37 protein-coding genes are annotated in these 23,959 nt (G+C 55.8%); 17 read left to right on the forward strand and 20 right to left on the reverse strand.

Annotated features, from left to right (window positions below; all coding sequences use genetic code 11):
• Position 1 precedes the first annotated feature (1 nt).
• The 18 genes from F0Q32_RS13630 to F0Q32_RS13715 form a co-directional block, all read right to left on the reverse strand.
• Positions 2–526: a phage major tail tube protein gene (locus tag F0Q32_RS13630; RefSeq protein ID WP_176321111.1), complete on the reverse strand. Its 525-nt coding sequence runs from the start codon at positions 524–526 to the stop codon at positions 2–4.
• Positions 523–1,950 (reverse strand): phage tail sheath subtilisin-like domain-containing protein, encoded by a 1,428-nt coding sequence (locus tag F0Q32_RS13635; RefSeq protein ID WP_149463508.1) that lies wholly within the window; start codon positions 1,948–1,950, stop codon positions 523–525. Before F0Q32_RS13635 ends, F0Q32_RS13630 begins: the two co-directional genes overlap by 4 nt.
• Positions 1,940–2,191 (reverse strand): hypothetical protein, encoded by a 252-nt coding sequence (locus tag F0Q32_RS13640; protein WP_188016866.1) that lies wholly within the window; start codon positions 2,189–2,191, stop codon positions 1,940–1,942. The genes F0Q32_RS13635 and F0Q32_RS13640 overlap by 11 nt, the downstream gene beginning before the upstream one ends.
• Positions 2,191–2,655 (reverse strand): Gp37 family protein, encoded by a 465-nt coding sequence (locus tag F0Q32_RS13645; RefSeq protein WP_016191683.1) that lies wholly within the window; start codon positions 2,653–2,655, stop codon positions 2,191–2,193. Before F0Q32_RS13645 ends, F0Q32_RS13640 begins: the two co-directional genes overlap by 1 nt.
• A complete protein-coding gene (locus F0Q32_RS13650) occupies positions 2,655–3,101 on the reverse strand; it encodes a gp436 family protein (protein ID WP_039271488.1) in 447 nt (148 codons plus the stop codon). The genes F0Q32_RS13645 and F0Q32_RS13650 overlap by 1 nt, the downstream gene beginning before the upstream one ends.
• Before the next feature lies 1 nt (position 3,102).
• Complete coding sequence (locus tag F0Q32_RS13655; protein ID WP_023214049.1) at positions 3,103–3,459, reverse strand: DUF2190 family protein; 357 nt, start codon at positions 3,457–3,459, stop codon at positions 3,103–3,105.
• A gap of 10 nt (positions 3,460–3,469) precedes the next feature.
• Positions 3,470–4,423 (reverse strand): hypothetical protein, encoded by a 954-nt coding sequence (locus tag F0Q32_RS13660; protein ID WP_087878339.1) that lies wholly within the window; start codon positions 4,421–4,423, stop codon positions 3,470–3,472.
• 13 nt (positions 4,424–4,436) lie between these two features.
• A complete protein-coding gene (locus tag F0Q32_RS13665; RefSeq protein WP_149463510.1) occupies positions 4,437–5,534 on the reverse strand; it encodes a peptidase in 1,098 nt (365 codons plus the stop codon).
• A 214-nt stretch (positions 5,535–5,748) separates the two neighbouring features.
• Positions 5,749–6,207, reverse strand: coding sequence for a phage virion morphogenesis protein (locus F0Q32_RS13670; protein WP_149463511.1), 459 nt, complete (start codon positions 6,205–6,207; stop codon positions 5,749–5,751).
• Between the two features lie 2 nt (positions 6,208–6,209).
• Positions 6,210–7,031 carry a phage minor head protein gene (locus F0Q32_RS13675; RefSeq protein ID WP_149463512.1) on the reverse strand — a complete coding sequence of 274 codons (822 nt, stop codon included), beginning with the start codon at positions 7,029–7,031 and terminating at the stop codon, positions 6,210–6,212.
• Positions 7,012–8,508 carry a DUF935 domain-containing protein gene (locus F0Q32_RS13680; RefSeq protein ID WP_149463513.1) on the reverse strand — a complete coding sequence of 499 codons (1,497 nt, stop codon included), beginning with the start codon at positions 8,506–8,508 and terminating at the stop codon, positions 7,012–7,014. Before F0Q32_RS13680 ends, F0Q32_RS13675 begins: the two co-directional genes overlap by 20 nt.
• A complete protein-coding gene (locus F0Q32_RS13685; protein ID WP_149463514.1) occupies positions 8,508–10,031 on the reverse strand; it encodes a hypothetical protein in 1,524 nt (507 codons plus the stop codon). Before F0Q32_RS13685 ends, F0Q32_RS13680 begins: the two co-directional genes overlap by 1 nt.
• Complete coding sequence (locus tag F0Q32_RS13690) at positions 10,028–10,573, reverse strand: DUF3486 family protein (protein WP_149463515.1); 546 nt, start codon at positions 10,571–10,573, stop codon at positions 10,028–10,030. Before F0Q32_RS13690 ends, F0Q32_RS13685 begins: the two co-directional genes overlap by 4 nt.
• A complete protein-coding gene (locus F0Q32_RS13695; protein ID WP_006122433.1) occupies positions 10,573–10,884 on the reverse strand; it encodes a hypothetical protein in 312 nt (103 codons plus the stop codon). The genes F0Q32_RS13690 and F0Q32_RS13695 overlap by 1 nt, the downstream gene beginning before the upstream one ends.
• The gene (locus F0Q32_RS13700; protein ID WP_149463516.1) at positions 10,877–11,209 is read right to left on the reverse strand and encodes a hypothetical protein; all 333 of its coding nucleotides are present in this window, start codon (positions 11,207–11,209) and stop codon (positions 10,877–10,879) included. Before F0Q32_RS13700 ends, F0Q32_RS13695 begins: the two co-directional genes overlap by 8 nt.
• Positions 11,206–11,856, reverse strand: a complete 651-nt coding sequence (locus F0Q32_RS13705) for a hypothetical protein (protein ID WP_149463517.1) — start codon at positions 11,854–11,856, stop codon at positions 11,206–11,208. Before F0Q32_RS13705 ends, F0Q32_RS13700 begins: the two co-directional genes overlap by 4 nt.
• Complete coding sequence (locus F0Q32_RS13710) at positions 11,840–12,568, reverse strand: transglycosylase SLT domain-containing protein (RefSeq protein WP_045329752.1); 729 nt, start codon at positions 12,566–12,568, stop codon at positions 11,840–11,842. Before F0Q32_RS13710 ends, F0Q32_RS13705 begins: the two co-directional genes overlap by 17 nt.
• A 14-nt stretch (positions 12,569–12,582) precedes the next feature.
• The gene (locus F0Q32_RS13715) at positions 12,583–12,933 is read right to left on the reverse strand and encodes a putative holin (RefSeq protein ID WP_023304068.1); all 351 of its coding nucleotides are present in this window, start codon (positions 12,931–12,933) and stop codon (positions 12,583–12,585) included.
• Between the two features lie 247 nt (positions 12,934–13,180).
• Between F0Q32_RS13715 and F0Q32_RS13720 the strand changes: the two genes are divergently transcribed.
• Together F0Q32_RS13720 and F0Q32_RS13725 are read left to right on the forward strand one after the other, a co-directional pair.
• On the forward strand, positions 13,181–13,945 hold the full coding sequence (locus F0Q32_RS13720; protein WP_023304069.1) for a DNA adenine methylase: 765 nt from the start codon (positions 13,181–13,183) through the stop codon (positions 13,943–13,945).
• Between the two features lie 12 nt (positions 13,946–13,957).
• Complete coding sequence (locus F0Q32_RS13725) at positions 13,958–14,233, forward strand: hypothetical protein (protein WP_023304070.1); 276 nt, start codon at positions 13,958–13,960, stop codon at positions 14,231–14,233.
• A 98-nt stretch (positions 14,234–14,331) separates the two neighbouring features.
• Here the strand turns inward: F0Q32_RS13725 and F0Q32_RS13730 are convergent, their stop codons facing one another.
• Positions 14,332–14,901, reverse strand: a complete 570-nt coding sequence (locus F0Q32_RS13730; protein ID WP_023304071.1) for a hypothetical protein — start codon at positions 14,899–14,901, stop codon at positions 14,332–14,334.
• 57 nt (positions 14,902–14,958) lie between these two features.
• Entirely contained in the window at positions 14,959–15,324 is a 366-nt protein-coding gene (locus tag F0Q32_RS13735; RefSeq protein ID WP_050582480.1) for a helix-turn-helix domain-containing protein, read from the reverse strand.
• Between the two features lie 81 nt (positions 15,325–15,405).
• Between F0Q32_RS13735 and F0Q32_RS13740 the strand changes: the two genes are divergently transcribed.
• The 15 genes from F0Q32_RS13740 (at position 15,406) to F0Q32_RS13810 (ending at position 23,851) form a co-directional block, all read left to right on the forward strand.
• Positions 15,406–15,594, forward strand: a complete 189-nt coding sequence (locus F0Q32_RS13740) for a DNA-binding protein (protein ID WP_023304072.1) — start codon at positions 15,406–15,408, stop codon at positions 15,592–15,594.
• Between the two features lie 54 nt (positions 15,595–15,648).
• Positions 15,649–15,954: a helix-turn-helix domain-containing protein gene (locus F0Q32_RS13745; RefSeq protein WP_023304073.1), complete on the forward strand. Its 306-nt coding sequence runs from the start codon at positions 15,649–15,651 to the stop codon at positions 15,952–15,954.
• Between the two features lie 9 nt (positions 15,955–15,963).
• Positions 15,964–16,893 carry a hypothetical protein gene (locus tag F0Q32_RS13750; protein WP_023304074.1) on the forward strand — a complete coding sequence of 310 codons (930 nt, stop codon included), beginning with the start codon at positions 15,964–15,966 and terminating at the stop codon, positions 16,891–16,893.
• Complete coding sequence (locus F0Q32_RS13755; protein ID WP_023304075.1) at positions 16,886–17,239, forward strand: hypothetical protein; 354 nt, start codon at positions 16,886–16,888, stop codon at positions 17,237–17,239. The genes F0Q32_RS13750 and F0Q32_RS13755 overlap by 8 nt, the downstream gene beginning before the upstream one ends.
• Positions 17,236–19,029, forward strand: a complete 1,794-nt coding sequence (locus tag F0Q32_RS13760; protein ID WP_023304076.1) for a DDE-type integrase/transposase/recombinase — start codon at positions 17,236–17,238, stop codon at positions 19,027–19,029. The genes F0Q32_RS13755 and F0Q32_RS13760 overlap by 4 nt, the downstream gene beginning before the upstream one ends.
• Before the next feature lie 10 nt (positions 19,030–19,039).
• Entirely contained in the window at positions 19,040–20,206 is a 1,167-nt protein-coding gene (locus tag F0Q32_RS13765; protein ID WP_045329641.1) for an ExeA family protein, read from the forward strand.
• Positions 20,207–20,208: 2 nt separating this feature from the next.
• Positions 20,209–20,478, forward strand: coding sequence for a hypothetical protein (locus F0Q32_RS13770; RefSeq protein ID WP_023214064.1), 270 nt, complete (start codon positions 20,209–20,211; stop codon positions 20,476–20,478).
• Between the two features lie 17 nt (positions 20,479–20,495).
• Positions 20,496–21,107 carry a DUF3164 family protein gene (locus F0Q32_RS13775; protein WP_006118595.1) on the forward strand — a complete coding sequence of 204 codons (612 nt, stop codon included), beginning with the start codon at positions 20,496–20,498 and terminating at the stop codon, positions 21,105–21,107.
• Between the two features lie 79 nt (positions 21,108–21,186).
• Positions 21,187–21,375: a hypothetical protein gene (locus F0Q32_RS13780; protein ID WP_149463518.1), complete on the forward strand. Its 189-nt coding sequence runs from the start codon at positions 21,187–21,189 to the stop codon at positions 21,373–21,375.
• Positions 21,372–21,668: a hypothetical protein gene (locus tag F0Q32_RS13785; protein ID WP_045329646.1), complete on the forward strand. Its 297-nt coding sequence runs from the start codon at positions 21,372–21,374 to the stop codon at positions 21,666–21,668. The genes F0Q32_RS13780 and F0Q32_RS13785 overlap by 4 nt, the downstream gene beginning before the upstream one ends.
• The gene (locus tag F0Q32_RS13790; RefSeq protein ID WP_080337357.1) at positions 21,655–22,146 is read left to right on the forward strand and encodes a DUF550 domain-containing protein; all 492 of its coding nucleotides are present in this window, start codon (positions 21,655–21,657) and stop codon (positions 22,144–22,146) included. The genes F0Q32_RS13785 and F0Q32_RS13790 overlap by 14 nt, the downstream gene beginning before the upstream one ends.
• Before the next feature lie 2 nt (positions 22,147–22,148).
• Complete coding sequence (locus F0Q32_RS13795; RefSeq protein ID WP_045329648.1) at positions 22,149–22,835, forward strand: DUF2786 domain-containing protein; 687 nt, start codon at positions 22,149–22,151, stop codon at positions 22,833–22,835.
• On the forward strand, positions 22,832–23,047 hold the full coding sequence (locus F0Q32_RS26545; protein ID WP_071890037.1) for a hypothetical protein: 216 nt from the start codon (positions 22,832–22,834) through the stop codon (positions 23,045–23,047). Before F0Q32_RS13795 ends, F0Q32_RS26545 begins: the two co-directional genes overlap by 4 nt.
• Positions 23,037–23,465 carry a gp16 family protein gene (locus tag F0Q32_RS13805; protein ID WP_188016863.1) on the forward strand — a complete coding sequence of 143 codons (429 nt, stop codon included), beginning with the start codon at positions 23,037–23,039 and terminating at the stop codon, positions 23,463–23,465. The genes F0Q32_RS26545 and F0Q32_RS13805 overlap by 11 nt, the downstream gene beginning before the upstream one ends.
• Positions 23,462–23,851 carry a Mor transcription activator family protein gene (locus tag F0Q32_RS13810; protein WP_149463519.1) on the forward strand — a complete coding sequence of 130 codons (390 nt, stop codon included), beginning with the start codon at positions 23,462–23,464 and terminating at the stop codon, positions 23,849–23,851. Before F0Q32_RS13805 ends, F0Q32_RS13810 begins: the two co-directional genes overlap by 4 nt.
• Positions 23,852–23,959: the final 108 nt, after the last annotated feature.

The following is a 23,959-nucleotide window of genomic DNA, read 5'->3' on the forward strand; positions in this document are numbered from 1 at the left end:
GTCAGCCCCCGATATTGATGCGGTAGTCGGTCAACTGGTCAACGCCGCCGACGCGGAAGATGTTGGCCAGATAGTCCAGCTCCAGCAGCTCTTCACCATCCAGTACCTGCTTGATGTATGTGCAGGTGAAGCTACTGGAGAACTCAGCTTTCTCGTGCTGTTTGAACGTCCCCAGCGGGTTCTTCTTGAACATGATTGTCAGGAAGGTGACCAGCGGAATTTCGTCAATCAGCCCCTGCGAACTGTAACGCTGGACGCTGGAACGGCACTGCAGCGCCAGCGACTTATACGGATTCGCGGCAGACAGCATCGCGTCGCGGTAAAAGCTGTTCCACTTGATCTCCCCCTCCAGCTTGTCGAAGCCTGCCGGGAGTTCCACCTTGCCCACCATCCCAAGCGCCTTATGCTCCTGCATGGTCATGGAGACGTCAGGCAGTTTGACCTCCTCGGCCCGGCCCAGCAGGTTAGCGCCATCCAGGTAGATGTTGGCATTCGTGATGCGGTTGATCTCAATCTTTGCCATCAGCTATTCCCCTTCAGGGTTAACAGGTATTCCGAGGTGATCTCGGCCTCAAACGTCAGTCGCTCCAGCGGTGGTGGTGGCGTGTATTTGTAGCTCAGCAACAGGTGACCGGCGGCAAGCTCCGTCTCTTCGTTGCGGGCCGGATCAAACCAGCAGCTGAAGCCCAGCAGCGCACCGTCGCCAATCAGCTTGCGACCGTAGGCGTTGACTGACTCCGTCAGCGCATCAATCAGCGCCTTGGTAATCGGCATGTCGATGTACTGCTGGCTGAAGTAACGCATGGACTCGTTGATCACATCACCGGTACGGCGAACGTTCTCGAAGTTGCGCATATGGGTGACCGTTGGCCATGCCGCCATACGGTTGCCCCACAGACGCAGGCCGCTGCCGTAGCTGCTGAAGACCGTGGTGATGCCCTGTTCGTTGAGCAGGTTCACCTCGCTCTGCGGGTCGTCAATCATTGCCGACAGCTGGCGCTCCACGCCGGTGATACCCAGAATTTCCTGGTTGGAGGACGACCACCAGTAGCCCTTGTCCAGGTCGACTTTGGCACGCAGACCTGCAGCACGCTGGCTCAGCGGCTCCAGCCGTTCGCTGTTGGTGGCCGCGTCGTACACCTTGACGTGCGGGTAGCACAGACGGACGCGGTCGGAGCTGGTGTTGAAGTTAATGGTGCCTTCCGGGCCACGCCCCGCCAGAGCCTGAGCAAAAGTGGTACCAATCGGCGCGTCGATGTAGGTCACCGCGCCCAGCTTCTCAGCCATGGCGATAAGCTCAACCGAGACGCTGTTCTGGGTGCAGAATACCGGGGCAATCAGGATTTTGGCGAAGTAGCCAAACAGGTTGAAGCTGTCGTTAAGCAGCTTCATGCCGGTACGGTTGCCCGCCGCGTTAACGGCACCGATGATATCAGCCGGGGTGACTTTAGTTGGATCAGCATAGTTATAGCTGGCCTTCACCGTTGCATCTGCCGCGATGCTCTTACCGAGGTTGGTAATCACCCCGGTCTGTGCATCAAGCGAGTAGTCCTGACCTTCCACATAAGGCTGGCCATCGCTGTCCGGTTTCAGTACCAGCTGCGCGACCACCGGATTAGCCAGCTGTGCCTTGCCCGTCGCCTTGTCGAACGTTACGTCTTCATCGGCCACAGCGGTTTTATGCACAGACGGATCAAGCACGTTAATGACCAGAACGGTGCCTGCCCCATGGTCGTAGATCGCATCCAGCGCCTGCGGAATGGTAAAGCCGGTGAGCTGGCTGCCAAACGCCGCGGCATCTTTCTCAGACAGGCACTGCACCAGCGTATTGACGTCCCCCATGGGGGCAGTACCAATCAGGCCAATGACGGCAGACTTCACCGTTTTTACCGGGCGGGCACCGTTTTCCACCTCAATGGTTTCGACGCCATGCAGATAGTTAGCTGCCATGGGAGTCCTCCGTTTTCACATCGTTGTCGCCGCCGCTCCTGCGCTTTTGTGGCTGCACAGCCGGTGTGCTGGCGGGTTTAGTCTCTTCAGATACCGGCGTCAGATGCTTCAGCGCCACCAGTACCTTCACATAGTCATGCTCCTCCGGCAGGGAAACATTCTTCCCCGGCCAGAGCAGGATTTCGGTTCCGTCCGACAGCGTGACGCCGCTGGCCGGGCCGGAATAGCGGTATTCTTTCATCACTCGCTTTCCTCATAGTTCACTTCGGTTAACAACGGGCCGGACGGTAAATCGCTGTCTTCGATAAAGACGCTTTCGGTTGCGAAGTCGAGAGCGTACTGCCACAGCCCCTTGACCTCACCGATAAACACTTCACGGGTCAGCCAGATACGACGGCGGCAGTTCGGCGGGGTGTAGCCACCGAGGATGCGGCGGACTGCATCCAGAACGTCAATCGCACCTCTTTTACCGTTGAGCTGGCGGAAGACCACCGTGACGCAGAGCTGGATAGTCTGAGGCTGGATCACCGCACCAATATCATCGGGTTTGTCGAAGCGCGAACCGGCATAGCTCAGCAGCAACGCCCCGACAGGATGATTTAGACGGTATTCGGACGGCTTTTCCGGGAAGTACTCCACCTGCAACTGGGGCAGCTTCTCGCGCAACCGGGCCAGCACAGCATCGAGGACGGGCAAAACGTTCATCAGTATTTCTCCAGTAAGCCGTCGCGCCCGCCAAAGGTGGGCCGGCGTGCCCGCGCCCGTATTTCACCGGACTCAGGTACGTCTTTTTGAGTGGACTGCAGCCCCAGCGTCAGCTTCCCGTCGCGGATAGCCTCAAGCTGACGCCGGGCCTCTTTGTTGTCGTCTTTGACGGTGTCAGGCAGATCACCTTCAGGACGACGGACATACAGGCGGTAACGCACCAGCGTGATGGCAATATCCCGCAGAACGGTAGGCACTTCTGCCAGCGGCAGGGTATAGCGACCACGAAGGTGCGCATCAATCAACTCCCCGGCGTAGCGAATACAGCTGTCCACAACCGTCACATTCACCGTGGCAGGGGTGTCGAAATCCACGACCTCGTTAGTGAGCTGAATCAGCGTTGACTCAGGCACTTGTTCCTGTAAATCCGCCAGGGTGCAGTACATGTCACACCCCGCGCAGGATGCGGATAACATCACCTTCGGCCAGTGCTTCATCCAGCGCAATCCCGGCTGAAATACCTGCCGGGGTGTCGCCTGATGCTGCTGTCTGGGGAACGGCGCAGGCATTCGCATCCGACTGGACGTTCAGCCCCCTGGCAATCGCGGCACCGGCCTCGACGGCAACGATACCCAGTACGTTGACCGGCGTTAAATCACCGGCTGCGGCATCCACCTCCGCCACGCCGAGCGCTACGGCCCCGGCCTGACAGGGCGCGTTATCGGCACCGACAAAGCGCTGTTGTGTCAGCGCCGCACTGGCCGTCACGGTAGTGGTCAGAATGACCTGCTGAGTTGTACCCATGACCGTCTCCTTATTTCACGATGTTGGTGACGAGATACCCGGCATCGCCACCGACCACGGCGACTTTGTAGATATCGGTATAACGGCAGTACTTCACCTTGCCGCCGACGCCATCATATTTGTCCGCCACCGGCATCCCTTTACGGCGCAGGGTGTAACCGAATGACGGCTCATTTTCGTCGGCGCTGTCAGTGCCCGGCTGGGGTTTGCCGACGTAATGCAGCATCAGGTTGTCGCCCCAGATATCGGTCGGTTTTTTATCCTTGTCCTGTGCGTCTTTCATGGAGTTCATGGAGACCGGTTCGCCAATCACTACGTCTTCCAGCTGGAAAAGGTCTTTCAGAATTTCGATGGTGATACGCTTGCGCTCGTTAGCACCAATCGCGGCCTGAATCGCGGGGTGGAACTTCAGTAGCGACATGACGCTGGCCCCCATGGTCATCAGGTTCGGACGCAGACCGGTAGCGTTACGTACCGCTTCAATCCCGCCCTCGATGATGCCAATCGGATCACCCTGGCCACCTGCCCAGCGTTCAGCCGCAGCCAGCGCTTTGACGTTAGCTGCACGGTAGACGTTTTTGTCCTGGGCCAGACGGGCCGCATATAGCTCGCGCTTGAGGTTGACGCCGCTGGTCACACGGCGAATGGCTTTGGCCTCTTCGTTGAACATCGACTCGGCCTGCTCGCGATAGTCCACCGGCGCGGCCAGATCGTGTTCGTTGAGAACCAGGTCCAGCTTGCCGGTTTTCTCGCGTACCAGAACGTTGCTGTCAGCCCCTACGGCACGCTCGGTGTCGTACTCCACAAAGGCGGATTTACCGAAAGTCGGAACGGTCACACCTTCCTTATCGGTCTGGACAATGGGGAAGATGCGCTCGCCGATGAACGCGGCATTTTTATAACCGCGAGCGATGCTGGTCAGCACCGGGTCAACAACGCGCTTACCCTTTAAATAGTCAGACATGTTCTCTCCTTAATTACAGGCAGCGGGAGACAGCAGCGTCGTAGCTGATGCCCTCTTTTTTCGACAGTTCCAGCGCTTTCTGATGCAGCGCCAGACGTTCCGGGTCGGCTTCAGCGAACTCTGCTGACGTCGTGTTGATATCCGTGTTCACGCGGTCTTTGGTCGCGTGCTCACTGAAATTCAGTACCGGGGCAGTGCCATCCAGCAGCGTCTTAAACGCCGTGGCCAGCGGGGTGCGGGTATCGCCCTCGGCGAACTCGACAGGCTTATCACCACCGGCTACCGCATCAAGAATGGCAACAACAACCGGTTTTGCTGCCGGGGTCAGGCGACCCGCGCCGACCAGCTTCTCGGCAAAGGAGACGTTGTCCGCGTGCAGTTTTTCCTGCCTAGTCTTCGCTTCCTGTTCCGCCCGCTGGGTGGCTTCCGCTTTCAGACGCGTATTTTCCGCCTGAAGCGCTTTGATTTCTTCATCAGTCATGGTGCTGTTCTCTTGTTGAGGGTTGGGATTGTGTTCACTGAAGTCCGGTTCAGACTTCCCGGTGTCGCGGTAAGCCTCTTCGCGCAGGGAGTCAACCTGCCATGAAGGAAGCACCTTGTCGGTCTCGTCCAGCCCGAACTGGGCGATCAGAAAATCGCGCAGACGCCCCCATAAAGAGGCATTGGTGATATCACTCCAGTCGGCAAACTCCACGACGCCTTCTTCTTTCTCACCAAACGACACCTGCTTCAGCCCCTTAATGGAAGGTGGCTGCGCCCCCAGAAAGCCGACATGACGCAGGTAAAGCGTGCCGGGCTTCGGATTGTTCGGTGAGTCAGGGAGATAGAACGAGGCGGAGACCTTCTTGAAGCGTCCGTTGCCCACCAGTTCGGCAAACTGCGGGTCGAGCTGGTCAGGTTCAGCCAACAGGTCAGCGCCGTTAAGCGACAAGGATTTCACCCAGCCCCACGCCGGGTCTTCCGTTTTGGGGTGGCCAATAACGAGTGGTGCTTCATGGACGGACGGGTCATAGGCTTTCACGCAGGCGGCAAGATCGCTTTGCGTGAACGGCAGTTTCGCGCCGTGCATATCGGTATGAGTACCGGCTTTAAAAATGTGAATGGCTGGCATTTTGCTGTCCCGCGTTACGTTGTCGGGGACAGTCTGTGGAAAAAGCATCAGCAGCGCTTTTAATCTGCTTTAGAAAAAATCGGGGGTATCAGTACGGGGAATGTCACGCTGCAGGCGAATAGTGGTGCGAAGCGGGGGCTGTAAAGCCTTTATAAAGGTAATACAGCCCCTCAGCGGCTGGCAATGATAAATCACCCGCCTGTAGATACAAAACTCAGCGACGGGCCGCTGCTTCAAGATGGCGGACAATCGTATCGAGGATGGGGACAACCACATCAGGCTGCAGCTCTCCGTCACCCGTCATCGGCAGGAACGGACGGGCCGGAAGCTCAACAGATTCATTACGCCCCGTTTTACCCCCAAACTGGTGAACAGGCCCATAAACGACGTTAGTGCCGACCGCGGCCTGCCTGTCATCATGATCGGTTGATACTGACCCCATCAGACGCCCGGTCTTCTGCAGTGTTTGTCCGTCACGTTCGATTGCTGCCAGCGAAGGAGTCCATCCCGGACGGCCCTCATCAAGAAAGTTAAACTGCGTTTCCGCCAGCAGGGTTCCGGCGATTTTGCGCATCGCGGGTTCAAGGTCTGTCGCGGCCAGGTCCAGTGCACGGAGGCTCCGGCGCAGGGATTCATCGTTAATGGTGACATTGACCAGGTTATCGGAAGCCATCGTTATCCTCTCAGTTCCTGCTGTGCCAGCGGTTTAAGCGTGCCCTGATAGCGGGCCAGATCAGGACGGTATGCCGCCCCCGGTGCGTATGACCAGCCAACATCGGTAGCCACCTTCGTGGTGCCGGTATTGAACGTGGCGACGTTCTGCATCTCGCTCGTTTTCTCTGACACCAGCTTCAGCTCCCAGCCCATGGCTGCGCCAGAGCCGGACACCTTCAGTCCACGGGCACGCACATCCGCCGCGCTCAGGGCAATCACGCCACAACGGCAGCGCCAGCCGTTCGGCGGGTAGAACGCCTGCCAGAACGGGTCATCATAGCGCAGCACCAGACCATGCAGCGCCAGATGGCTCTTGCGGGTATGGCTGTCGTTGATGCCGGTATACATCCAGTACGGCCTGTCATCGACGTTCTCCATCTGTTCGGCCCAGCGACCGGCGCTGTAGAGCACGGACATATTGGTACGAAAGATGGTATCGAGCCTCCACGGGCTGCCCTGCTGGATGGTGACCGGCTCGCCCGTTACCGGGTCTGTGGTATCGCGTGGCCCCCACCATCCCTTGCGCTGCAGCTCCGGTTCCAGCTCCTGCCGGAACCAGCGGTCAGTTTTACCCTCATCCAGTGCCTGCTGCAGGGCGCTCCTGATATCTTCCAGGATATCAAGGCGGGTCACTTTGGCGACGGTAAAGGCGCGTGCATGGGCATCCTGCCACATCTCCTCCCAGTCCCACGTGAAGCTGTACCCTTTGGACTTCAGGTAACTGATAGCCCGTTTTGGGGGCAGCGTCATGCAGTACGCCAGTTCAGCCGTTGTCACGCTCATGCAGACGCCCCCAGACAGTTGCAACAAACATGATACGGGCCAGCCGTTCCTGCAGGTCATCCGCATTCATCTGCGGGTACAGTTCAGCCAGCGCCCCCAGCAGCTCAGACGGGTTAACGCCATCTTTCACCTGGTTAAAGAGCGGCTCCAGCACCGGCGCAAGTACGCCGTTTAAGGTGCCACCGTTCATCAGAATATCCAGCGAATCATCGAGGTCCTGCTGGGCCTGTATATCGGCATCAATCGCCTCGGCAAATGACAGCGGCAGCGCGTTCTTCTGGCGCTCTGACGGTGGTGTCTCGTCAATATCGCCGTCCTGCAGCTGGTACTCACGCTTGAAGTATTGCGGGGTGAAGACCAAACCGGCGCGGCTGAGTTTCTCGTCGCGGGTCGCCTGGGTATCATCGACCGTTCCCTGTTCCCACATCTTCCAGACGGGGCTGGCCACATCGCCAAAGTTCATCGATACCGCCATCCTGATGGCCTGATTCACCGCGCTTTCCACGATATCAGCGTCAGCGTCACGGATATCATCGGTGACCTCCAGTCCGGCCTGCGCGGAGGCGCGGTTACTGTTGGCCTCGGTGGTCTGGTTCTGCCCCAGCAGGGCGATGGAGATTTCACTGCGGGCAAGCGTTATCAGGTTCTGATAAATATCGCTGCTGTCGGCCTTGCCTGCGGCCTCCTTAATTTCAATGGAGGAATCGTCAGGGATAGCGGCCACCGCGTCTTCCACCATTGCCTCCATGGAATCCAGCAGCAGGTCAATCTCGCCCTGTGCCGTACCGCGCGGATGCTTGCCGATAACCCACGGTGAGCCGTATTTCTCAGCAAAGCGCACCCAGAACTTCATGCCGCCTTTTTTGAAGGTTACGGGCCAGAAGCACATCGACAGGTCAGGGAAGCCATACGGGTTATCGTAGGTCGCGTCCTGACGCGGTACCACGAACTTGTTCAGCGGTACCGGCTCGCCTTCCAGCCCGGCGTCCTTGGCGCGAAAGCGCAGCAGGTTGTCGTTGTCGTACTGGAACCATTCCGGCGGTTTACCCACGATATCAGCGATGGCCCAGGATTTAACAGAGCGTCCCCACATGACCTCACAGGGCTGATACCCGTAGAGAACGGCGTCGGTCATCTCGCCGATGATGCGGGACAAATCCAGATCGTCGAGCATATCCCTAATGAAGCTGAATACCCGCGCCGGGGCATGACCCCGCTCAAGACCGCGCTCCAGCGACTTGACCGCCGCCTTACGCCTGCGGATGCAGCCGCCGACCAGCGGGTCGGTACGCAGCTCGCGATAGATGCGGATATCCCGGCCCTGAGATTTCAGAATGGGGTCAGGGTTAGGCAGGTACATCCCCAGCCCGAAGAAGTCGATGGAGCGGCTGCGCGAGGCGATCTGCTCCGTCAGCGTTTTATTGGGTTCGGCAAATTTGACGAACTCACTGGGTGAAACCCAGAGTCCACGGGCCATCAGTAATCCTCCAGCATACGGGCCGCCTGACGGCGACGGCGTGAGCTTGCCTTCACCGGCCCTTTGTTAATTTCACGGCTGGCAAAGTACGCCAGCGCCAGCGCGATAGCTGAATCCCCGTGTCGTTTGCCATTATCCGTCTTCGCTTTTGAGCGCTGTTCCGGCACGCGGGGAACGCCGTTTACCACCTGAACGGCCCGCAGGTCATCCAGCGTGTCTTCATCCTTCGGCAAGTCCACCAGATTGCCGTCTTCCAGCGCAGCCTTGACCGGCGGCATATGCTCGCGATACCAGCCCTCGGTGGGCATGACCTGCTTAACCCGGCTGGAGCCATAGCGCTGCATGGCGTATTCGGCGAGGTAGGAGCCGTTACCACGGGCATCGAGCGCCGCACCCATCAGATTTGGCAGGCCGTCCATCAGGTACCAGGCGATTTGCTCCTGCTGTTTGAACGGCACGTTGCGCAGCTCCATCACAAACGGCACGCGGCGTACCAGGTTTTTCTCCTGCAGCAGGGGATAGTCCACCGACAGGTCACCGCTGCGGCCAAAGTCTCTCCCCAGGAAAGAACGTGCGTCAACCGGTAGTGCTTCCAGCAATGGTTTGAGGTGTTCGTCCAGCCAGTCCTGCGTCTCGCTCCAGCGGACGTCGTCGGGCTTCAGTTCGTAGCCCTCCGGGCAGGTCAGGCGCAGCACCGGCGTGCCAGCCGACATGCGTGACTCAATCAGTGCGCGGGACAGCCAGGCTCCGCCTCCGTTGGCCGGGACACAGTCAAGCTCCTCCGATGCACCGGCACCGTAGAATTTGTACACCGATGCCATCCACGCCTGCTCGGACGCTTCCGACCATTCTTTCCCGGTTCGCAGACAGACGCGGTGGAACAATCCCTCCGACACAGCCTCCTGGAAAGTAATACGATGTACGCTGCCCCCCTGACGCCCGGCCCGGATATCACCGATAAGCGTATTGAACGGGTTATCGTCACCGTCATGGGTGGAGATAACGCGCACCTTTCCACCCCAGATAAGCATCGCCAGCGCCGCCTTCAGCAGCTCGTCCAGTTGCTCATGGAACGCCGCTTCGTCGATAACAATGATGCCCTGACGGCCACGCAGGTTAGACGGACGACTGGAGAGCGCGACAACGCGGAAACCGGAGTCGGGAAACTTGATGGTGTAGGTCTTGATGTGCTTGTCGTCTTCGTCCTCTTCCCAGAAACCCTCTTCGATTTCACTGGCAGCATAGTTGAATGCCCGCGCCCACATCGCACAGGCCTGGATATATTCGACGGTCATGTCCTGGTTATAGGCGATATAATACACGTTCATCCCGCCTGCAGGCGCTGAAGAGGCCGCAGTCAGCACATCATCGGACGCTTCAGCCCAGGTGATACCGGTACGGCGGCTCTTCTCAATCACCTTGAGCGGCGACGTATCAGCCACCCAGCGCTGCTGGTAAGGCATCAGAACGGCGGGGATATCCAGCGCCGAGGTATCAGGCAAAACGGGAGCAAGCTGGCTCATGTGGCAATCCCCAGAATTTCGCGCTTCAGCGCCTGTACTGCATCGGTTGACAGTCCACCCTTACGGGCAATTTTCTCGGCGTTGCTGGCTGCCTGCTGCGTTCTGGCCCGGACTTCGGACTGGAACTTCTTGAGGTTGACGGACGCGCGGGACAGCGTGGCCACGTTCTTCGCCACCTTCGACAGCAGCGCCACGCGCTCTTTGGGGTCGACTTCGCCTTCTTCCGCTTCCTGCAGCTGGACGATGCTCTCGAACAGTTCGGTCTGAATCAGGGCGATCACCGCCTCCGAACGCGCATCCTGATCGTCAGCAGCTCCCTCGGTCAGCATGCGGGCCGCTTCGGTGGCCGCACGGATAGCGCCATAGCGGCGCTCAATCTTCTGGCCATAGCGATGGATAGCCGATTTGCTGATGACGTAACCCTGCTCACGCAGCAGGGACTCCAGCTCGTTATACCCGCTGAAGCCGGATTCAGTCAGCGCCCGCTCAAGCCAGCGACGCACATCTTCCGGCAGCTTTTCTATCGTGCTGCGTCTGGCCATTATTCACTCCAGTACTTTTCCGGGCGGGCGATGCCGGGGCCGCATTCCACGGTGTATTCCACCAGGTCGACGCCGAGGCGGGTCAGGTCGGCAAACCAGTCGCCGGAGGGTTTTTTCTCCAGATCTACCATCTTGCGGTCGGCCAGATAATCCAGCTCACGGCGCAGCTCCAGCGGCGTGGTGTCCGGGTAGATGGCGCGGGACACGTCCAGCAACAGCGTCTCGCTGGCGGTGTACGGGCGGGTTTTGTTCAGAGCAACCAGCAGGCTCCAGCGCAGGGATTCCCGGCGCACGCGGGCGATATCAACCATTGTTACCTCCTGTATGACGGTACTGCTGTACCACTTCCAGTTTGTTGTAGAGTGCGTCCAGCTTGGCCTCGATAACCGTCTGGCCACGGATGTAGTCCTCGCGGCGAACATAGTTCAGCGGCAAATCCGCCTTAAACCGCATAAATTCTTTCTCCAGCTCGCCCCAGTTGGAGGCGGACTGCTGCAGCGACTGCTCAAGTGAGGCGAACCGCGCAGCCTGGCGCTCCTCCGCTTTACTGAACAGCCACTTGGCCATACCACCGACAAAGCTCATGAAGGTGATGAGGAAGCCCACCACCGTCCAGAATTCAACCTGCAACGTCATTTCTGTAATCCTTCCCGTTCGTCCAGCAGCCCGTTTATCTGGCTGCGCCAGATGCGGCATTGCTTCGCGTTGTCGATGATGTTGGCGAGGACGTCACGCTGGGAGACGCCTGAGTCGCGTAGCCAGGCGTCAGCGGCTTCAGGTTGCCCGGACGCTGTGCCAGTGCCGGTGCCAGCGGCGGCAGTTGTGTCTGAATGGCCGCTGCCGACGGATGCGTTGTCATATCCGAGTGCGGCGTTGTACTGACGCACGAAACCGCGAGTAAACACGCACTCAATGGGATGGCTCTTGCCTTTTTCATCAATCCAGCGCTGTGTGACATCGTTAATTTTCCCCTGTAGTTGTTTGTTCTGGCTCTCAAGTTGGGCTATCTGCTCAAGGTAGCCAGCCTCGGCCTGTTGCCCGGTGGCAACCTGCGCCTGATAACGCTTTGCCCAGTCACGGAGAGCTGCGTTCTCAAGCGCCGTTTGTTCGGTTTTGTATGTATCAAACGCTGACTGCAGCCGACTGAGCGCTGCGTCACCGTCACGTTTTGCGTCTTCAGCGCCATCGTGATAGCCCCAGCGGTTCAGCCCGTAAAGAACAGCCACAAGAGCAAGCGCGAGCAGCATGCCGCGCCACGGTAGTCTTTTAACCAGGTTCCACACAGCTGCTGCCTCCCCATGTGAGATAGCGCGGTGCCAGTTCCCGCAGAATGCGCTGCGGGTAGTGGCGGTTCTCACGCCAGCTGGCGGCGCTGCGTCCGGCATTGACCGTGGCGACATGACCAAACCAGCGGGCGCTGTCCAGCCCTTTCTGCGATGCCAGCCGTTTGTCACGCTGCACCCAGCCCAGACCGCCGTTGTACCCCGACAGGGCCATGGCCATCCGCTCACAGTTGTTGGCGGCGCTTACTCGCTCCCATAGCCAGCGGTCATAGCTGACCAGCGCCCGGATAGCCCATGCAGGATTGAACGGCTCGCGGCTCTTAAGCCCCGGCATTAGCTGGCTTATCCAGTCGGCAGTGGCGGGCATAAACTGCGCCAGTCCCTGAGCACCAACCGGTGAGACCGCATCAGGTCGCCAGCCGCTTTCCTGATGCAGCTGCGCGGCAAAATCGGCCACCGGCGCAGACATCCCCCATTCAAGCCGGGCATTACGGATCACATCGTCGCGATACTGCAGCGCGGCCTGCGGTGGCTGGGCTGCGCGGGCCTGACTGAAGAAGCCGCCACACCACAGCAACCAGGCTACCGTTGCTGAACCAAAGAGCTGCCACCAGAAACTGTGCTTACCCGTGCGAGCTTGCCCGTGGCGGGCAAGCTCGATGCCAAGCCCCAGCAATACCAGCACGGCCCAGACAACCTGAGGCCAGTACATATAGAGGGTCATCGTTAAAGCCCCATCGCTACGGCCAGACAGACTGCGGCAACAATCAGCGCACGGCGGATCAACGCAGCGGAAAAGACCAGGTGAAGGCCAGTCTGGACGGGGAAGCGACCATCAGCCATCAGCCTGTCATCGTGCTTCAGGTACTGACCGGGGCGGGCTTTGGGGAAAAGCGAACGGTCAAGCCAGTAGCCCAGCACAGCCGCCAGCGTGATGAGCGACAGCTTGTAGACAACCACCGGCAGCTGCTGGGGCGAGACCAGGCCGATGGTGCCGAGCAACAGCACAGAGGTCAGCAGCCAGCCGCTGAGGCGGGGCTTTTTAACAGAGGGAATGAATTTTTTCAGGTTTTTCATGAGCGTCTCCTTGTGTAGTGGAGACAGCATCACAAATGGTCGGGGAAAGGGATTTTAAACAGCGTTAATAGTGAGGATGCGGACGAGAACCGCATGATGGCTTTGAAAGAACGACCAGCCTGGTGCGGTAACACCAGGCTGGTCATCAACCCACAGGTATGCACTGTGAGCCGACCAGGGTTCAGTCAGTCTCGCGAGACCAGACTAGCCTGCCATATTTTCATTGATTGCAAAAGGCTTACGGATAATGAAAGAACAATCTTTACCCATCGTCCCATGGATTGGTGGTAAACGTCGTCTGGCGAAGCATATTTTACCGTTGTTTCCGGCCCATACCTGCTATGTGGAGCCGTTCTGCGGGGCAGCTGCGCTCTATTTCCTAAAGACTCCCAGCAAGACCGAAGTCATTAACGATATCAACGGGGAACTGGTGAACCTCTATCGGGTGGTAAAACATCATCTGGAAGAGTTTGTCCGCCAGTTCAAGTGGGCACTGGTCAGCCGTCAGATATTCAAATGGCTGCAGGACACGCCGGAAGAGACGCTCACCGACATACAGCGGGCGGCCCGGTTCTACTACCTGCAGAAACAGGCTTTTGGCGGCAAGGTGGCCGATCACACGTTCGGAACCTCCACCACAAGTGCGCCGCGCTTTAACCTCCTGCGCATCGAAGAAGAACTGTCGATGGCACACCTGCGCCTGTCCAGAACGCTGATAGAGCATCTGGACTGGCACCAGTGCATAGAGCGTTATGATCGCCCCCACACGCTTTTCTACTGTGATCCACCGTACTGGGGAACGGAAGGCTATGGTGTAGATTTCCCTATAGGTAACTATGTCCACATGGCGGAGCTGGCGCGGAGCATCAAAGGTAAGATGATTATATCGGTGAACGATATCCCGGAAATGCGGCAGGCATTCAATGGCCTGAATATTCAAACCGTTGACATCAACTACAGCCTGGCGGGTAAGCCATCACCGCGCCAGGAACTTGTGATATGCAATTTCTGAAAGGAGAAACGCATGAGTTCAGCAATCAATAAGCCCAAAGCCTCATACTTAATGGGAATAACCTGCGATGAGTATGAAACTGCAGCAAAAATCTACACACTTAGCGTCAATGCCGACAATCTGGCAAAGGCAATAAGAGAGATGCAGGCCGCGCTTGAGCGGGTAGAGAAAACGCCGCGAATGCCCCCTGAAGATAAGCTGAAAGGAATACTCATTGGTCAGATAAAATTAACTATTTCCCCCAATCCCAATAGCCATGCGGGCTTGCTATCAGGCCCCTGTTGTTGATGGGCTGTGACACCGTCAATGCGTAAAAAATGATACTCAAGGGCGGATTTAAATCGCCCTTACTTCTATTAGAACTGCACGTGTTTTTAAGCACTTTCCTAAAAAAAGAAGTGAATCACTGCCCAGATAACTAAGGTGATGACGACCAAGCCAACCGCAAGCTCAAGCTTATCTTTAGATGTCATCTTGGCTACAGCAACAGAAGGGGAATCTGGCTCTTTAGTCGATGGATTTTCAGCTGAAGCATCCAAATTTTCAACATGCACCTTATCGGTTACAGGCAAATTATTTGCGTTATCGAAAGCGATTGACTGCAGCTTTAAAAAGGTTTTTGCATCCGTTTTAGCTAGAAGCTGCCTATTCCCCGTGAATGCCGCTTTAAATGTTATGGTCTTCTTTGTCTTATCTGCTGCGCCAAGCAAGCCTCCAATGACCAAACCCGCGCCACCAAATATTAGCCCACCAAGGATACCTGTGCCTGCGGCCTTACCTATGCGGCTTTCCACCTCACTGTCTGCAATTTCAATTGATAGCAGCTCTTCCTTCGGGTTCAGCACAATAGCATCAGGGAAGCCTTGTTTAGGTTTTTTACCGAAGACAATAGTGCCAAAGCCAAAACTTGCCCATCCCTTGGGAAAATTTCCTGCAATAACCTGAATACCCGCCATGTTGGTCTCCTTTTTCTTATACATCCAGCTTATTCTGCATTAAAGATTCAGAGCATATCATGATGCTGTTTTTGTTTTTTTGCTCACCTTTCCCTGTTCCGCCAACGCAAAGGCTGTACGCTCTAAAGCCTTTTTGTCTGAATCATTTAAGTGCTCATAGTTGTCCAACAACGCCGCCTGCCGAGTTGTTAAGGAAGGTCTCTCTACAATAGACCCTGGAGCACACTGACCAGTAAGTATGTAAGTAACATCTATGCCCGCTGCATCCAAAAGAGCCAATTTATCTAAGGGCGTATTGCCCTTTTCCATCCAGTTGTAAATCGTCGCACGAGATATGCCCGTTAACTTAGCAACAGTTTGAGGGCCGATGCGTTTTAATTCCTCAACTAGACGATCGTGAAGTTCTTCTAAAATAATGGACATATACCTTGCTCTGTCTAATTTTTTAGACAATAATCTAACACACATAGTACAAACATAGTTGTATCAACCAAGGAGACAACAATGACTGCAGACCAAGTCAAAACGCTCTTCCGCCAGCGGGGAATTACATTCACCCAGTGGGCAGAAGAAAACGGCTACAGCCGTTACGAGGTCTACCGCGTTCTCAACGGTCAGACCAAGGCTCGGTACGGTAAATCCCATGAAATCGCTGTGAAGCTTGGACTTAAATCAGCAGCCCAAGCCGCCTGATGATTTTTTGTCTGCGTAAAAGGTTATCACATATTGCAAAAAGGGGAATGTGACATGAGTAAGGCAAATGTATCCAGTTCTGGCTCCCGCATTCTGCGCGTTCTTAAAGCACTGCGCGGTCACGCTCTGAACGGGGTTTCTAACGGTGAACTGGCATCAGCTCTGGGAGAGTCTCCAGCCAACATCAACCGCGCCCTAAATACCCTGATTGAAGAAGGGCTGGCGCTCAAGCTTGAAAACGGGCGTTTTGCTCCTGGTGTACAGCTTTTGCAAATCGCCATGGCCCATAACAATGAAATGTCCCGCGCACAGGGGCGCATCGACGAACTTAACCAGCGTGTACTGGCTGGTAGCCGCTAAGGAGTAACAATGGCTCGCACAAAATCACAACATGCTGAACTTGCACCTGACGTGGAGCTAAATCCCGAACTGAAAGCGACTCAAAATCTGATGGCGACAGTAACCAGCCAACTCAGTGATGAACGTGATCTGCTGAATCAGCTTCTTGGTCAGGCACAGATGGCTGATGCATTTGAGCAATTTTCCCGAACAGTTCGGACTTCTAAACTGGCATTTGTTAAAGAAAACAAGCTATATCGCAATCTAAAGGGCAAGAAAACACCGAACGGTTCGGAGTTTTCGGGCACATGGGATGAGTTTTGTAATGTTCTCGGAATCTCCGTTGATAAAGCAGATTTAGATATTGCCAACCTTACCGCCTTCGGTGAAGAAGCCTTAGATTCCATGTCCCGCATGGGGATTGGTTATCGCGAACTGCGCCAGTTCCGCCGCCTGCCGGACGACCAGAAAAGCGCCCTCATTGAAGTAGCCAAAGAAGGCGACAAAACGGCCCTGCTGGAGCTGGCCGAGGAAATGATCGCCAAGCACACCAAAGAGAAAGAAGACCTCAAAACCGACCTCGAAATCAGCCGCCAGACGCTGGCCGAAAAGAAAGATGAGATCAACGTTCTCAAAGATCAGGCTGATGAACTCAAGGCGAAACTGACGCGTCGTGCAACTACAGAGACGCCTGATGAAGAAGGTCAGGCGCTTGAAACGGAAGCCACTGGCTTTAAAAGCGGCGTACTCAGCGCTCTTATCAACCTCAAATGCGGCTTTGAGGCACTGGCCGAACACGCAGAACGTACCGGCATCAGCCACACCCATATCATGGCAGGACTGCTTGATGATATCGAAGCCCGTGTAGTCGACATGCGTCAACAGTTTGACCTGCCTGACTTCCGCGAGATTGACAGCATGCCGGACTGGGTGAAAGAAGCACAGGAAGAGGATGAATAACATGGTCGCGTCACATCTGACACCACCAGTAAGAGAACGGGAACCGCAGGAAAGCCTTTACATGGATAGCCCGGAAGTTCTTGGACACGCGCTATGCACTCTTGTACCAGACATGATGGCGGGATTCTGCATCCTGACCAGTACTGGAGAAATCAGGATTTCAGCACCCGATGCGCATGCATTTGCCACCGCAATGGAAACGTTACTTCTGGAAAAAATTCACTATATCCAAAACGAACGCTGTCGCTGCTCTGCCAACAAACGGGCTGTTGAGATTGCGGAGAAACTTCACGAGAACAGTGAGAAATGGAAGCAATGGCAACAAAAAGCGAAGGCTGAATCATGAATCCAGCGCTGACGCAACGGCTTGTCAGCATAGCCGCCGCCGCTGACGCAGCCGGACACGGTGAAAAAGAGGCGGTATACCGGGCAGCGTGTGAAGAATTACAGATGTCACGCGCCACCCTGCTGAAAAAGCTTAAGGGGGTACGGATGAGCCGACCACGCAAACAGCGCTCAGATGCCGGTAAAACGACGCTGACCCACGATGAGATGCTGACCATCTCCGGGGCGTGGCTGGCGTCTCCCCGTCCCGGCAACGGTAAGAAAGGCTACAGTCTGGAGGATATTGTGGACGGATTACGCGATAACGGTCTGATTATTGCTGGCCGCACCGATACTGAGACCGGGGAGTTTTTCCCGCTCTCAATTGACGCTATCAGTCGCGCCCTCCGCCAGCATCGTATGCACCCCGACCAGTTACGGGCACCATCTCCTGCACTGGAGCTGGCCAGTCTGCATCCAAACCACGTCTGGCAACTGGATGCGTCCATCTGCGTGCTGTATTACCTCAAAAATCCGGCCAAAAGGGCAAAAGGGGACACCGGTCTGCGCGTCATGAGCGCGGCAGAGTTCAACAAAAACAAACCCCGCAACCTTGACCGTATCGTCAATGACCGGGTGTGGTCATTTGAAATCACCGACCACACTACGGGCTGGATTTACGTCGAGTACCGCTTCGGGGGAGAAAGTGCCGTCAACTTCCTGGAAGTGATGATTAACGCCATGCAGGAACGCGGCAGCGCCGACGTACTGCATGGGGTGCCGAAAATTCTGTTTACCGACCCCGGCTCTGCGCTGGTCTCGGCCTCGCTGCTCAATATGTGCCGGGCGATGGGCATCCGCACCATTCAGCATAAGGCTCACAACGCCCGCGCCACCGGTTCGGTGGAAAAGGCTCGTGACATTATCGAACGCAAGTTCGAGGGCGGCCTGCGCTTTCTCAGGGTGGATGATATTGATGAACTGAACCGGCTGGCGCGTCTCTGGCGTATGAAGTTTAACCGCACCGCAATCCACAGCCGCCACAGCATGTCGCGTACCGATGCCTGGCTGAGAATCACCGAAGAGCAACTGGTAAAAGCCCCGCCTCCCGAAATCTGCAGGGAACTGGCCATCTCTGCACCTGAAGAACGCACCGTTACCGGCAAGCTGCGCGTACCCTTCAGAGGCAAGGAATACGATGTGTCTGACGTTCCTGGTGTGTTCGTCGGTGACAAAGTACTGGTTGCACGCAATCCGTGGTCAGACGATGAAGCGCGGGTCGTTATCGTCAATGATGAAGGCTTTGAGACCTTCCACGTTATTCACGCGATACATAAAGATGAACTCTGGCAGTACAGCACCAGCGCACCGGTGATTGGTGAAGAATATCGACAGCTGCCGGAAACTGTTACCCAGACAAACCGCGATCAAGTGGAACAACATACCTACGGCACCGCCAGCCAGGAAGAAACCGAGGCGGCGAAGAAAGACAAAGCCCTGCCGTTCGGTGGTCGCTTCAACCCTTATCTGGACATTGAGCGCGATGACCACCCGGCCTACATGCCTAAACGCGGTCAGGCTTCAGATGTGCGCGGGCCGCGTATCGAGCAGCGTCCGCTGACCCATGTGGAGGCGGCGAAAGCCCTGCGCGAGAAGTTCAGCGCTAACGGCCATACCTGGACGCCGGAACATTACCGCCAGTTAGCGGCACAGTACCCTGATGGCGTACCGGAAACCGCGCTGGATGAGGTCATGGTCACCCTGACCACTCCGGCCCGCAACAGCGTTATCAGCATCGTTAACGGTAACTGAGGAGGAAGGCATGCTGGTACTGAAGCAACAACTGAAAGAGGCCCGCATCCCGCAGGCGGTGGTGGCAAGAGCCGTCGCCGTTTCCGAGGCCACACTGGCCCAGATTGTGAACCATAACGAGTGGCCCCGCACCAGTACGGAGGAGGTGCGCCAGCGTCTGGCGTTATATCTGGAAAGTCAGGGGATTGATACAGCGAAGAGTTTTGATGCTGCACAGGGCGCTGTCACGCCCCGTACAGCGGGTACTACCGATAAAACCAACCTCAGTGAGGAAGAGAACATGTTACTCAAAAAGCAGGTGTTATTTCCAGCAACTAAAAAAGCGTTTGGCCTTTTCCGTGACCCGTTCGCCGATGAAGCCATGCAGGGCGCGGACGATGTGTTCACCACGCCGGATATCCGCTACGTGCGTGAGGCGCTGTTCCAGACTGCCCGCCACGGTGGCTTTCTGGCGGTTATCGGCGAGTCCGGCGCGGGTAAATCCACGCTGCGCCGCGACCTGATTGAACGCGTTAACCGTGAGAACGCGCCGGTGATTGTCATAGAGCCATACATCATCGCCATGGAAGACAATGATGTGAAGGGCAAAACCCTCAAGGCGGCAGCTATCGCCGAAGCCATCATCAGCACCATAGCGCCACTGGAAAGCATCAAACGCAGCCAGGACGCCCGTTTCCGCCAGCTGCACCGCGTTCTGAAGGACAGCAGCCAGGCGGGTTTCAGCCATGTTCTGGTGATTGAGGAGGCCCACAGTCTGCCCATTCCGACACTGAAGCACCTTAAACGCTTCTTTGAACTGGAGTCCGGCTTCAAAAAGCTGCTGTCCATCGTGCTGATTGGCCAGCCTGAGCTGGCGGACAAACTGTCCGAACGCAACATGGAAGTCCGTGAGGTCGTCCAGCGCTGCGAGGTGGTTGAACTACTGCCGCTGGACAACAGCCTCGAAGAGTTTCTGACGTTCAAGCTGCAACGCGCCGGTAAGCAACTGGCCGACATCATGGACGCCAGCGCAGTGGAGGCCATCCGCGCCCGCCTGAGTAATCTGGGCAGTAACCGAAAAAGCATGGTCAGCCTGCTGTATCCGCTGGCCGTCAGTAACCTGGTGATAGCTGCCATGAATCTGGCTGCTGAAATCGGGGTTCCGCAGGTCAACGCCGACGTCGTCAAAGGGGTTTAATCATGAAATCCATCGCCGATATCAACCAGCAAATGAGCAAGGTGCAGTCCGCCATTATGGCGCTCAACGCCATGAACACCACCGTGCAGAGCGTCATGATTGCGGGCAGTAAGCCGGTTATCCGTATCGCCCGCAACGGGCACTGTGCCCGTCTGCTGGAGCAGGGCAAAGCGAGTTATACCCATGTTGGCCATGACGGCTCAGGGCGCTTTCGTCAGGGCGTCTTTGAGTTGCATGGCTGCCGTATTACCTGGTCAGAGTCATTACATTAACCATAAGGTGAACAGAGATGAGCGAAGTAAATAAAGAAGACTACATGAAAGACCGCAAGGGGCGTCTGGTGCCGGTTGACCAGGTGTCTGACTATGACCTTGCGATGGATTCTTTCGTTAAAGAACAGGTTGCCGCCGCGAAAGTTAAACGCGATGAACTCAGCGACTTCAAGCGTCGTGCCTTTGACGAGTGCTATGCCTGGCTTGACCTTGTGGCCGAGAAGTACGGCAGAACGCGTGGCGGTGCCAAAGGCAACGTGACCTTCAGCAGCTTCGACGGTGCTCAGCAGATCACCATCCGCGTGCAGGAAACCCTGACCTTCGGGCCAGAGCTGCAGATTGCCAAAGATCTGATAGACGAGTGCGTCACCGAGTGGTCGGAAGGCGCAAACGCCAACCTGCGGGCCATCATCAGCGATGCTTTCCAGGTGGACAAAGAGGGCCAGCTTAATACCGGACGTATTCTTTCCCTGCGCCGCGTCAAGATTCAGGACGAGCGCTGGAACCGGGCAATGGAAGCCATATCGGAATCACTGCAGGTGGCAATGTCCAAAACCTATATTAATTTCCGGGAGAAAGATAAACACGGGAAACTAATTAATATTCCGTTAGATATCGCTGCCATTTAATTTTAATTCAATTTCTTTTTTATTTCGGCGTCAGTGCCGTGGGCTTCTGCACGCCGAAAACAGCATTGAGGAATAAATCATGTCCATCAAATGTTCCAACTGTAAGAAAGGTATCACTACCATGAAGTTCAGCGACGACAGCGTCATTACCTCTGGCAAATACCATGTGCCAGCCGTCCTCATCACGCTGGTATGCCCTCACTGCAGCCAGCATTACTACACCGAAGTCCCGGCCATGGAGTTCATCCCCTGCGAGGCAACAAAATGAAAGACATGAATTTAGATAACCGTTCGGCGATCTACTATCTGGCGCTGAAAGCCTTTGGCCCTGAAGCACAGACACTGAAGCTGATAGAAGAAGCCGCCGAACTGGCCGCTGCTGCTGCCCGTAACATGAACGGACTGGGCAGTGAAGTTGACCTGGCTGGCGAACTGGCTGACGTTGAAATCATGATTGAACAGTTCCGCCTCAACGGGATGGGCCTGATGATTGACTTTCATAAGCAGAAAAAGCTGGAACGCCTTGCCGAACGACTGGGGGTGACTTATGCCGCAGAATGAAAAATTACCAGATGATCGCCTGGCCCATATCCATCAAAGCCTGAAACGCTGGGCCGATCATGACAATGCTTTAAATAGCTATATCAGCGGTCAAAAGATAGACCCAATATTTCATGATTGTGTGCTGGCACTGGCTGAACTACAGGAGCTTCGCAAGCCTAATCAACGTGAACAAGTTCGTCGTGAACATGCCGAGTGGTCAAATGCGACATTCGGCGATGTTGGCCCTATTGGCCCTTTGAAACACCTGTCGAAAGAAGCTCTGGAGGCATCAGCTGCCCCATCCGATCTGCTTGAGTGGGCTGATATGCAGTTTCTGTTGTGGGATGCTCAGCGCCGTATGGGTATTTCTGATGAGTCAATCACTAGGGCAATGGTTGAAAAACTGGCGATAAATAAGGCTCGCCAGTGGCCAGAGCCGAAAGATGGAGAGCCACGGCTGCACATAATAGAACCAGGTGCAGGTAAGGAGGATTAATTATGACTGATAAAGAAAAGATTCTGGAGAAATTAAAGAAACTCCTGGCACTGTCAAAATCTGATAATCCACATGAAGCATCACTGGCACTGCAGCGTGTTCAGAAACTGATGCAGACATACGGCATTACCCGTGACGATATTGCACTCAGTGATATAGACGAAAGCATCAGCAACTACTGGGCTGCAGGCAGCGTTAATCCACCACGTTACATGCTGGGTCTGCTGGGGATCATCCAGGCGGCCTTTGGGGTGGAATCTATTATTCATTCAGGTCATAAACCCAGCGTTGGCTTTTACGGTAATAAAGGCCGCGTTGAGCTGGCGTCTTATACCTGGGATGTTCTCGCCCGACAGCTTATTACGGCGCGAAAAAACTACATCGGGCAGCAGAATAAAAGAATCAAAAGCACGACAAAGACCAGCCGTGGCGACAAATTTGCCGAAGGTTGGGTACTGGCCGTGCGTAGTGAAGTGCAATTGTTTGCTATGACTCGTGAGGAACGGGAGCTGGCTCAACTCTGGCTCGAACAGAAATACCCGGATTCAGGCACAACTACGGGCCGTGAAGCTGGGAAATCACGTGACGCGGATTTGTCGCGCCATATCGGTTACAGAGAAGGGGAAAACGTTCGCCTGCATCAGCCTGTCAGCGGGCATGAGCAGCGGAAGCTGGGGAGTGGCTTATGATGGCTGAATATATTGTATGCGCCCTGTTCTGGTACTGCCTCGTGGGGTGGTGTAATGCTGAGCTGCACCGCCATTCAGGTTTTTGTTCACGATACAGCGGCGCTAAATACTGGATTAGCTGGGCGGTAATGCTCCTTTGCTGGCCTGTAGCCCTTCCTTTATATGTTGACTATGTCAGAGGAAAATCGAAAGGTGAGGTCGATGATGACTAAACAGCGCCTCATTCAACTTATTCATATTGCCCGCAGCGACCTCCAGATGGATGAGGATACTTACCGCCAGATGCTGCAGGGGCTGACCGGCAAAGCCTCAACCAAAGGGATGGATACCACACAGCTAAACTGCGTGCTGGAATCCATGAAAAAGAAAGGCTTTCGCGTTAAATCTGCCGGGAAATCCAGGTCCGGTTTACCGCTGGATAGCCATCCTCAGTCAAAGAAAATCCGTGCACTATGGCTTGAAATGGCTGCGGCAGGTGTCGTCCGTGACAGTTCAGAGCAGGCGCTGGCGCTATGGGTTAAACGGGAAACGGGCATCAGCGCGTTACGCTGGCTCAGCAATGAGCAGGCAAGTAGCGTTATTGAGAAACTGAAAAAGTGGCAGCGCAGGGCTGCGGGGGTGAAGCAATGAGCGACCTGAATCAGTTTCGTAGTAAAGGGCCGGAACTGTTGGTGGAACTGGCACAGCACACCTCTGAGTCCGTCCGCGAGATTATTGATATCGAACCCGCAGTTGCCGACCAGATTGGTCAGGCCGTCGCGAACCGTATGATGCAGGTCTGGGGCGGGCAAAACGTCTATTTCCCGATGGGCATGGTCTGGAAGGTCAGCCAGCGCGACCGTGAAATCTTCCTGGAGTTTGACGGGCGCAACCATCAAGAACTGGCCCGTAAATTTGGTGTTTCGCTACAGTGGGTTTACAGCGTGGTGAAGCGGGTCAGAAAAGAAGAACTGGATCGAATGCAGGGCAAACTGTTTGATGGTGAACCCGATGCCGATACGGGGAGAAAGGAGTAATATCTGCAATCAGACTGGTGCGAGTTCTGTTTTTTTCGGGCCGGTCTGATTTTCACATACTGTAAGGGTATTGCATATTCCATCCAGTCTCTTCCCATGTTGACCCAG

The organism is Pseudocitrobacter sp. 73, from assembly GCF_008369545.1.
Classification (GTDB): Bacteria; Pseudomonadota; Gammaproteobacteria; order Enterobacterales; family Enterobacteriaceae; genus Pseudocitrobacter; species Pseudocitrobacter vendiensis.